The organism is Streptomyces fuscigenes (assembly GCF_021556455.1).
In the GTDB taxonomy this organism is placed as follows: Bacteria; Actinomycetota; Actinomycetes; order Streptomycetales; family Streptomycetaceae; genus Streptomyces; species Streptomyces fuscigenes.
The window spans coordinates 1-8645 of sequence record NZ_JAKGCV010000241.1; the positions used below are offsets into that span (position 1 = coordinate 1).

At 72.9% G+C, this 8645-nt stretch carries 6 protein-coding genes; all 6 read left to right on the plus strand.

The window, feature by feature from the left end; genetic code table 11:
- The first annotated feature begins 307 nt into the window (after positions 1–307).
- The 6 genes from L1885_RS18620 (at position 308) to L1885_RS18645 (ending at position 8540) form a co-directional block, all read left to right on the plus strand.
- Complete coding sequence (locus L1885_RS18620; RefSeq protein WP_235798278.1) at positions 308–1489, plus strand: ROK family transcriptional regulator; 1182 nt, start codon at positions 308–310, stop codon at positions 1487–1489.
- An 835-nt stretch (positions 1490–2324) separates the two neighbouring features.
- Positions 2325–3854, plus strand: coding sequence for a sugar ABC transporter ATP-binding protein (locus tag L1885_RS18625; RefSeq protein ID WP_235798279.1), 1530 nt, complete (start codon positions 2325–2327; stop codon positions 3852–3854).
- On the plus strand, positions 3851–4951 hold the full coding sequence (locus L1885_RS18630; protein WP_235798281.1) for an ABC transporter permease: 1101 nt from the start codon (positions 3851–3853) through the stop codon (positions 4949–4951). The genes L1885_RS18625 and L1885_RS18630 overlap by 4 nt, the downstream gene beginning before the upstream one ends.
- A 188-nt stretch (positions 4952–5139) precedes the next feature.
- A complete protein-coding gene (locus L1885_RS18635; RefSeq protein WP_235798282.1) occupies positions 5140–6180 on the plus strand; it encodes a substrate-binding domain-containing protein in 1041 nt (346 codons plus the stop codon).
- A gap of 76 nt (positions 6181–6256) precedes the next feature.
- Entirely contained in the window at positions 6257–7522 is a 1266-nt protein-coding gene (locus tag L1885_RS18640; RefSeq protein WP_235798283.1) for a Gfo/Idh/MocA family protein, read from the plus strand.
- 13 nt (positions 7523–7535) lie between these two features.
- Positions 7536–8540: a sugar phosphate isomerase/epimerase family protein gene (locus L1885_RS18645; RefSeq protein WP_235798284.1), complete on the plus strand. Its 1005-nt coding sequence runs from the start codon at positions 7536–7538 to the stop codon at positions 8538–8540.
- The last annotated feature ends 105 nt before the right edge of the window (positions 8541–8645 follow it).

Consider the following 8645-nt stretch of genomic DNA (forward strand, 5'->3'; position numbering starts at 1 on the left):
GAAGGAGGGCCTGCTCAGCGACTTCGAGAACCAGGAGACCATCCTCGGTGTCTCCTCCTTCGCCTCCACCCACGACGCCGAGAAGCCGACCACCCTCGCGCAGTACGTCGAGCGCATGAAGGACGGCTCGCCCGGCCCGACCCGTCAGGCCGAGGTGTCCCGCGCTTTGTCTTCACTGTGGGGAAAGTTGCTCCTGATTTCCGCGCAACTTCTTCCCCCTGCGGTCAACCGCTGCTACGTTCCACTCGAAAGCACCGGAAGCGACGGGAAATACGGCCGACATGGCGGGGAGGGGCGCGTGAGACGGATGACGGCACGACCCGCGAACGCCCACCAGGCGCGACTGCTCAGGCTGTTGCGGGACGGTGGGCCCAACTCGCGCGCACAACTGGGCGACCAGGTCGACCTGTCCCGGTCCAAGCTGGCCGTCGAGGTCGACCGGCTCCTGGAGACGGGACTCGTCGTCGCCGACGGCCTCGCCGCCTCCCGGGGCGGGCGCCGCTCGCACAACATCCGGCTCACACCGGGACTCCGCTTCCTCGGTGTCGACATCGGCGCCACCTCGGTCGACGTGGCCGTCACCAACGCCGAACTGGAGGTGCTCGGCCACCTCAACCACCCGATGGACGTCCGGGAGGGCCCCGTCGCCGTGTTCGAGCAGGTGCTCGCGATGGCGGCGAAGCTCAGGGTGTCCGGTCTCGCCGACGGCTTCGACGGCGCCGGGATCGGCGTACCGGGTCCCGTGCGGTTCCCCGAGGGCGTGCCGGTCGCACCGCCGATCATGCCGGGCTGGGACGGCTTCCCCGTCCGCGAGGCCCTCAGCCAGGAACTGGGCTGCCCGGTCATGGTCGACAACGACGTGAACCTGATGGCGATGGGGGAGCAGCATGCGGGCGTCGCACGATCCGTCGACGACTTCCTGTGCGTCAAGATCGGCACCGGCATCGGCTGCGGCATCGTCGTCGGCGGCGAGGTCTACCGCGGTACGACGGGCAGCGCGGGCGACATCGGGCACATCCAGGTGGAGCCCGAGGGCCGGGCCTGCGCGTGCGGCAACAAGGGCTGCCTGGAGGCGCACTTCAGCGGCGCGGCGCTCGCCCGGGACGCCGAGGAGGCGGCCCGCTCCGGTGCCTCGCCCGAACTCGCCGCCCGGCTGGCCGCCAAGGGGCCACTGACCGCGGTCGACGTCGCCGCGGCGGCCGCCGCGGGCGATGCGACGGCGCTCGACCTCATCCGGCAGGGCGGCAACCGCGTCGGCCAGGTCATCGCGGGACTGGTCAGCTTCTTCAACCCGGGCCTCGTGGTGATCGGCGGCGGTGTGACCGGTCTCGGGCACACCCTGCTCGCCGCGGTCCGTACCCAGGTCTACCGCCAGTCGCTCCCGCTCGCGACGGGCAATCTCCCCATCGTGCTGGGGGAGTTGGGGCAGAACGCCGGAGTCACCGGCGCGGCCCGGCTCATCAGCGACCACCTCTTCTCACCGGCCTGATTCCCGGGCCGGCTCCCGCCGCCCACCGGCGGCGAGCGGCCGGTGCGGCACCGGCACCGCTCCGGCGGCACCGGCGCCGCATCGGGCACCGCGAAACCGTTCGGGGCGCGCGGACCACCGCGAGCACCGCACGGGCACCACCCGCACGGCCGCACGAGCACCACCGGCACGGTCCCCACCGGCACCACGCGGGCCCAACGGCTCCCGTGGACCACGGGGGCCACACGCACCGTCCCGTATGCCGACCGCACCGCCGCACTGCCCGCACCGTCCGCACGGCGCACACTCGTCAACGCCCCGAACGCACCGGCGCCACCCGTGTCACCGCGGCAGGCCACCACTGCCGCACACGCACCACCGCCACGTCCGCGTCGCACAGCGCCGCCGCGGTCGGGGCGGTCACAGCAGTCCGCGCGCCACCGTGCACGTGACGCCCGCCAGGCGCCAGGCACCCAGGTACCAGCCACCGGACACCACGCGCTCCGAACCGTTCTCCGTCCCGCCGTACGGCTGCCGCGCGCAGGTCCGCCCCGTACGCGAACGACCGCGTCCGCCACGCACCACGGCACGCGCCCGCACTCCCGCTCACCGGCCGGTCGCCCGGCCCGACGCACCGCGAGCAACGCACCGCGCACCACGAGTACGGCACACACCGCGCACCGCAAGCACCGCACGGCACGCACCGCGCACAACGAGCACCGCAAGCACCGCACCACACCGCACCGCGCACGACGAGCACCGCACGCAGCCCATTACGTCACACCCGTATCGACACCGGCGGCCGCACCGCGGCCGTCCGCGGCCGGCACGGCCGCACCTGCCGAGGGGACATGCCATGGCGCCAGCGCCACCCGACCCAGCACTGCTCACGATGTCCGCAATCACCAAGTCCTTCCCCGGCGTTCGCGCGCTGGACGGCGTCGAACTGTCCGTCCGGGCAGGCGAGGTGCACTGCCTGCTCGGCCAGAACGGCGCCGGGAAGTCGACACTGATCAAGGTCCTCGCCGGCGCGCACCAGCCCGACGACGGCGAGATCACCTGGCGCGGCGAGCGGGTCACCCTCAAGTCGCCGACCGCCGCCATGCGCCTCGGGATCGCCACGATCTACCAGGAACTCGACCTGGTGGAGGGCCTGTCCGTGGCGGAGAACATCTTCCTCGGCCACGAACTGACCACGGCGGGCTTCGTCGTCAGGGGGCGCGAGGCCCGACGCCGGGCCACCGCCCTGCTGCAGCGGCTCGGGCACCCGGAGATTCCCCCCGGACGGCCCGTCGGCGACCTGTCGGCCGCGCAGCAGCAGATCGTCTCCATGGCCCGCGCCCTCTCCCACGACGTGCGCCTCATCGTCATGGACGAGCCCTCCGCCGCGCTCGACCCCGACGAGGTGGACAACCTCTTCCGCGTCGTGTCGACGCTCGTCGCGGACGGTGTCGCCGTCGTGTACATCTCGCACCGGCTGGAGGAGATCCGCCGCATCGGCGACCGCGTCACGGTCCTCAAGGACGGACGCACCGTGGCCGTCGGCCTGCCCGCCAAGCGGACACCCACCGCCGAGGTGGTCACCCTGATGACGGGCCGCGCGGTGGAGAACGCCTTCCCCGCCCGCCCGTCCGCGCCCACGACCCCGGCGGAGCCGCTGCTGGTGGTCGAAGGGCTCGGCAGGCAGGGAGAGTTCGCTCCCTTCGACCTCGAGGTGCGTCCGGGGGAGATCGTCGGCCTGGCGGGGCTCGTCGGCTCCGGGCGCTCGGAGATCCTGGAGACCATCTACGGCGCCCGCAAGCCCAGCACGGGCCGCGTCCTCGTCGGCGGCCGTCCCCTGCGCCCGGGCAGCGTCCGTTCCGCCGTGCGCGCCGGGCTCGGGCTCGCCCCCGAGGAACGCAAGGCGCAGGGCCTGCTGATGCTGGACACCGTCACCGGCAACGTGTCGGTCTCCACGCTGTCCCGCTTCTCGCGCGGCGGGTGGCTCGACCGGTCCGCCGAGCGCGCCGCCGCGCACGCCGCCACCAGGGAGCTCTCCCTGCGGCCCGACAACCCCGACGCCGCGGTCCGCACCCTGTCCGGCGGCAACCAGCAAAAGGCGGTCCTGGCCCGGTGGCTGCTGCGCGGCTGCCGTGTCCTGCTGCTGGACGAACCCACCCGCGGTGTGGACGTCGGCGCCCGCGCCGAGCTCTACGCCGTGATCCGCCGGCTGGCGGACGACGGCCTCGCCGTCCTGCTCGTCTCCAGCGAAGTGCCGGAGGTGCTCGGCCTCGCGGACCGGGTGCTGGTGCTGCGCGAGGGCCGCATCGTGCACCGGGCACCGGCCGGTGACCTGGACGAACACCGCGTACTCGACCTTGTGATGGAAGGGAGCCCGACGCCATGACACAGCCTGCCTCCGAGGCCCAGCAGGGCGGGGCCGACGCCGTACCCGCCACCGACCCGCCCCCCGCGGCGCGGGCGGACACCGCGAAGGCGGCGCCCGGCCCCGGCGGGAAGAACCGCGACGGGAGGAGCCCGGGCGGCCGCGGCCGCCTCGGACTGCGCTTCGACGCGCGCAGTCTGTCGCTGCTCGCGGTGCTCGCCGCGCTCGTCCTGGTCGGCGGCATCACGAAGCCGGACGAGTTCCTGGCCGTCAGCAACCTCCAACTCGTCCTCACCCAGGCCTCGGTGATCGGCGTCGTGACGGTCGGCGCGACCTTCGTCATCACCAGCGGCGGCATCGACCTGTCCGTCGGCGCGATCGTCGCGCTCGCGTCGGTGTGGGCGACCACCCTGGCGACGCAGAACTACGGCTTCGCCGGGATCGCCTTCACCGCGGTGGTGGTGGGGCTCGGCTGCGGCCTCGTCAACGGCGTGCTCATCGCCTACGGCCGGATGGTGCCGTTCATCGCCACGCTGGCGATGCTCGCCTCGGCGCGCGGCCTCGCGCTCCAGCTCACGGACGGCAAGACGCAGGTGGTGAGCGTCCAGTCGGTGCTGGACCTCGGCTCCCGCGACTCCTACGTCCTCGGCATCCCGCCGCTCGTCCTGGTCTTCGCGGGCGTCACCGTGGTGGGCTGGCTCGTCCTGAACCGGACGACGTTCGGCCGGCGCACCGTCGCCGTCGGCGGGAACCCGGAGGCCGCCCGGCTCGCCGGCATCGACGTGCGCAGGCAGCGGCTCTACCTCTACCTGCTGTCCGGCCTGTGCTGCGGGATCGCCGCGTTCCTGCTCGTGATCCTCTCGGGCTCCGGCCAGAACACCAACGGCAACCTCTACGAACTGGACTCCATCGCCGCGGCCATCATCGGCGGCACCCTCCTCAGCGGCGGCCGCGGCACCATCGTCGGTTCCGTGCTGGGCGTGCTGGTGTTCACGACGATCACCAACATCTTCGCCCTGAACAACCTCCAGACGGACGTGCAGCAGATCGCGAAGGGCGTGATCATCGTCGCCGCCGTCCTGGTCCAGCGCAGGAGCGCGGGCCCGGGCGAGGCCTGACGCGGGCCGCGCCGCCTCCGCCCACGGCACCCGCACCACCCCGGCACCACCGACCCCGGCGTCCGCGCCGCCGCGTACCGGCGACCGCGTGCCGGCTCCCGCCGCACCGGACCCGCCCGGCCCACCGGTCCCGCCGCCCCCCACACCCGCCACAACCGTCCCTCCCTACGCGAAAGGCCACGACCCTCATGCCTGACACGAGCCGCAGAGGACTGCTGTTCGGCACCGCAGCGATCGGCGCGGGTGCCCTCCTCACCGCATGCACCAGCAACGAGCCCGAGGCGAAGGCGTCGACGCCGGCGAAGCAGCCGGCCGCGGCGGACGACAAGCCCGGCAAGCACGTCACCATCGGATTCGCCGGCCCGCAGGCCGACCACGGCTGGCTCAACGCCATCAACGTGCAGGCCAAGCAGCGCGCCGAGTCCTACTCCGACGTGACGTTCGTGCCGACCGAGGGCTCCAACGACACGGCCGTGCAGATCGGCCAGATCGACACCCTCATCAACAAGAAGGTCGACGTCCTCGTGGTCCTGCCGGGCGACGGCAAGGCCCTCACCCAGGCCGGTCTCAAGGCGATGCGCGCGGGCATCCCCGTCATCAACCTGGACCGCATCTTCGACACGCCGCAGGCCTACCGCTGCTGGATCGGCGGCGACAACTACGGCATGGGCCTCAACGCCGGGCACTACATCGGCGAGAAGCTCAAGGGGAAGCCGGACGCGAAGGTCGTCGAACTGGCCGGCATCGACAACCTGGAGCTGACCCGCCAGCGCACCCAGGGCTTCGACGACGCGCTCAAGACCTACCCCAACATCAAGAAGGTGGCCCGCCAGGCCGCCGACTTCACCGTGGAGTCCGGCCAGGCCAAGATGGCCCAGCTGCTCCAGGCCCAGAAGAAGTTCGACGCGCTGTGGAACCACGACGACGACCAGGGCGTGGGTGCCCTGCGCGCCATCGACCAGGCCGGCCGCGACGGCTTCCTGATGGTCGGCGGCGCCGGCGCGAAGTCCGCCATGGACCACATCAAGGCCGACGACGGGGTGTTGAAGGCGACGGTGCTCTACCCGCCGAGCATGGCGGCCTCCGCCATCGACCTGGCGCGCGCGCTCGGCCAGGCGAAGGGCATCAGCGGGATCTCCGAGTCGGAGACCCCCACGCAGATCGCGGTGTTCTCGGCCGTCGTCGACAAGACCAACATCGACAAGTACCTGCCGACGGGCTTCAACTGACCCGCACAGCCGGGTGAGGTATACCCGCCGGGACTGCTGCAACACCGCTGACCGACACAGACGAGGAGTGTCCCCTATGACCCCCACGCAGGCATCGGAGGCCGAGGCCGGTGGTGCGCCGCCGACACTGGGCGTCGGCATGGTCGGATACGCGTTCATGGGCGCCGCCCACTCCCAGGGGTGGCGCACCGCGGGACACGTGTTCGACCTGCCGCTGCGGCCGCGCCTCGCCGCGGTGTGCGGCCGCGACGCGTCCGCGGTGCGGGAGGCGGCCGCCCGGCTCGGCTGGGCGGCGGCGGAGACCGACTGGCGGGCGCTGATCGCGCGTGACGACGTGCAGTTGGTCGACGTCTGCACGCCCGGGGACAGCCACGCCGAGATCGCCGTCGCGGCGCTGGAGGCGGGCAAACACGTGCTGTGCGAGAAGCCGCTCGCCAACTCGGTCGCCGAGGCGGAGGAGATGGTCCGGGCGGCCGAGGCGGCCCGGGCCCGCGGCCAGCTCGCCATGGTGGGCTTCAACTACCGGCGGGTGCCCGCCGTGGCGTACGCCCGGAAGCTGATCGAGCAGGGCCGGCTCGGGACCCTGCGGCACGTGCGGGTCACCTACCTCCAGGACTGGCTGGTCGACCCGGAGTTCCCGCTGACCTGGCGGCTGCGCCGCGAGTACGCGGGCTCCGGGGCCCTCGGCGACCTGGGCGCCCACATCGTCGACCTGGTGCAGTTCCTGTCGGGCGAGCCGATCGCGGGCGTCTCGGCCCTGACCGAGACGTTCGTGAAGCAGCGCCCCGTCCCCGACGGCCCCTCCGCGGGCCTCTCCGGCGGCGCCGGCGGCTCGCTCGGCCCGGTCACCGTCGACGACGCGGCCGTGTTCACCGGCCGGCTGGCCTCGGGGGCGCTCGCCTCCTTCGAGGCCACCCGGTTCGCGGCCGGACGCAAGAACGCCCTGACGCTGGAGATCAACGGATCGGCAGGGTCGCTCGCCTTCGACCTGGAGCGTCTGAACGAACTCTCCTTCCACGACCACACCGAACAGGCCACCATCGCCGGGTTCCGGCGCATCCTCGTCACCGAGCCGCAGCATCCGTACCTGGAGGCATGGTGGCCGCCGGGACACGCGCTCGGCTACGAGCACACCTTCGTCCACCAGGTGCGCGACCTGGTGGAGGCCGTCGCGAAGGGCGCCGATCCCGCCCCGTCGTTCGCCGACGGGCTGCAGGTCCAGCGCGTGCTCGCGGCGGTGGAGGAGAGCGCCGCGAACAACGCGCTCTACACGCCCGTACCGGCCCCGTCCGCACCCGTCCCACCGGCCGCCGCGGCCGTCGCCGCCACCGGCCGAGCCTAGGAGGAGCAGCCGCATGTCACGTCCGTTCACCCTGTTCACCGGACAGTGGGCCGACCTGCCGCTGGAGGAGGTGTGCCGGCTCGCCCGGGACTTCGGCTACGACGGCCTGGAACTGGCCTGCTGGGGCGACCACTTCGAGGTCGACAAGGCACTCGCCGACCCGGACTACCTCACCGGCAGGCACCAGCTGCTCGACAAGTACGGCCTGAAGTGCTGGGCCGTGTCCAACCACCTCGTCGGGCAGGCCGTCTGCGACGCCATCATCGACGAGCGCCACCAGGACATCCTGCCCGCCCGGGTCTGGGGAGACGGTGAGCCCGAAGGGGTGCGCCGCCGCGCCGCGGCCGAGATCCAGGACACCGCGCGGGCCGCGGCCGCGTTCGGTGTCGACACCGTCATCGGCTTCACCGGGTCGCCCATCTGGCACCTGGTCGCCATGTTCCCGCCGGTGCCGCCCGGCATGATCGAGCGCGGCTACGCGGACTTCGCCGAGCGCTGGAACCCGATCCTCGACGTGTTCGACGCGGAGGGCGTGCGCTTCGCCCACGAGGTGCATCCCGGCGAGATCGCGTACGACTACTGGACGACGCACCGTGCCCTCGAAGCCGTCGGCCACCGGCCCGCGTTCGGGCTGAACTTCGACCCGAGCCACTTCGTGTGGCAGGACCTGGACCCGGTCGGCTTCCTGTACGACTTCCGCGACCGGATCTACCACGTCGACTGCAAGGAGGCCCGCAAGCGCCTCGACGGGCGCAACGGCCGGCTCGGCTCCCATCTGCCGTGGGGCGATCCCCGCCGCGGCTGGGACTTCGTCTCGGCGGGCCACGGCGACGTGCCGTGGGAGGACGTCTTCCGGATGCTGCGCTCCATCGGCTACGAGGGGCCCGTCTCCGTGGAGTGGGAGGACGCGGGCATGGACCGGCTGGCCGGGGCGCCCGAGGCGCTGCGCGACCTGAAGCGCTTCGACTTCGATCCGCCGAGCGCGTCGTTCGACGCGGCGTTCGGCGGCGGCCGGTAGGAGGCCGGACCGGCAGGGGGCCGGCAGCGGGAGCGGGAGGCGGTGGGCACGCGGCATCCGCGGCGGGCGCGCGGCGGCCGTCGGACGGGCCGGGGGAGGCCGCTT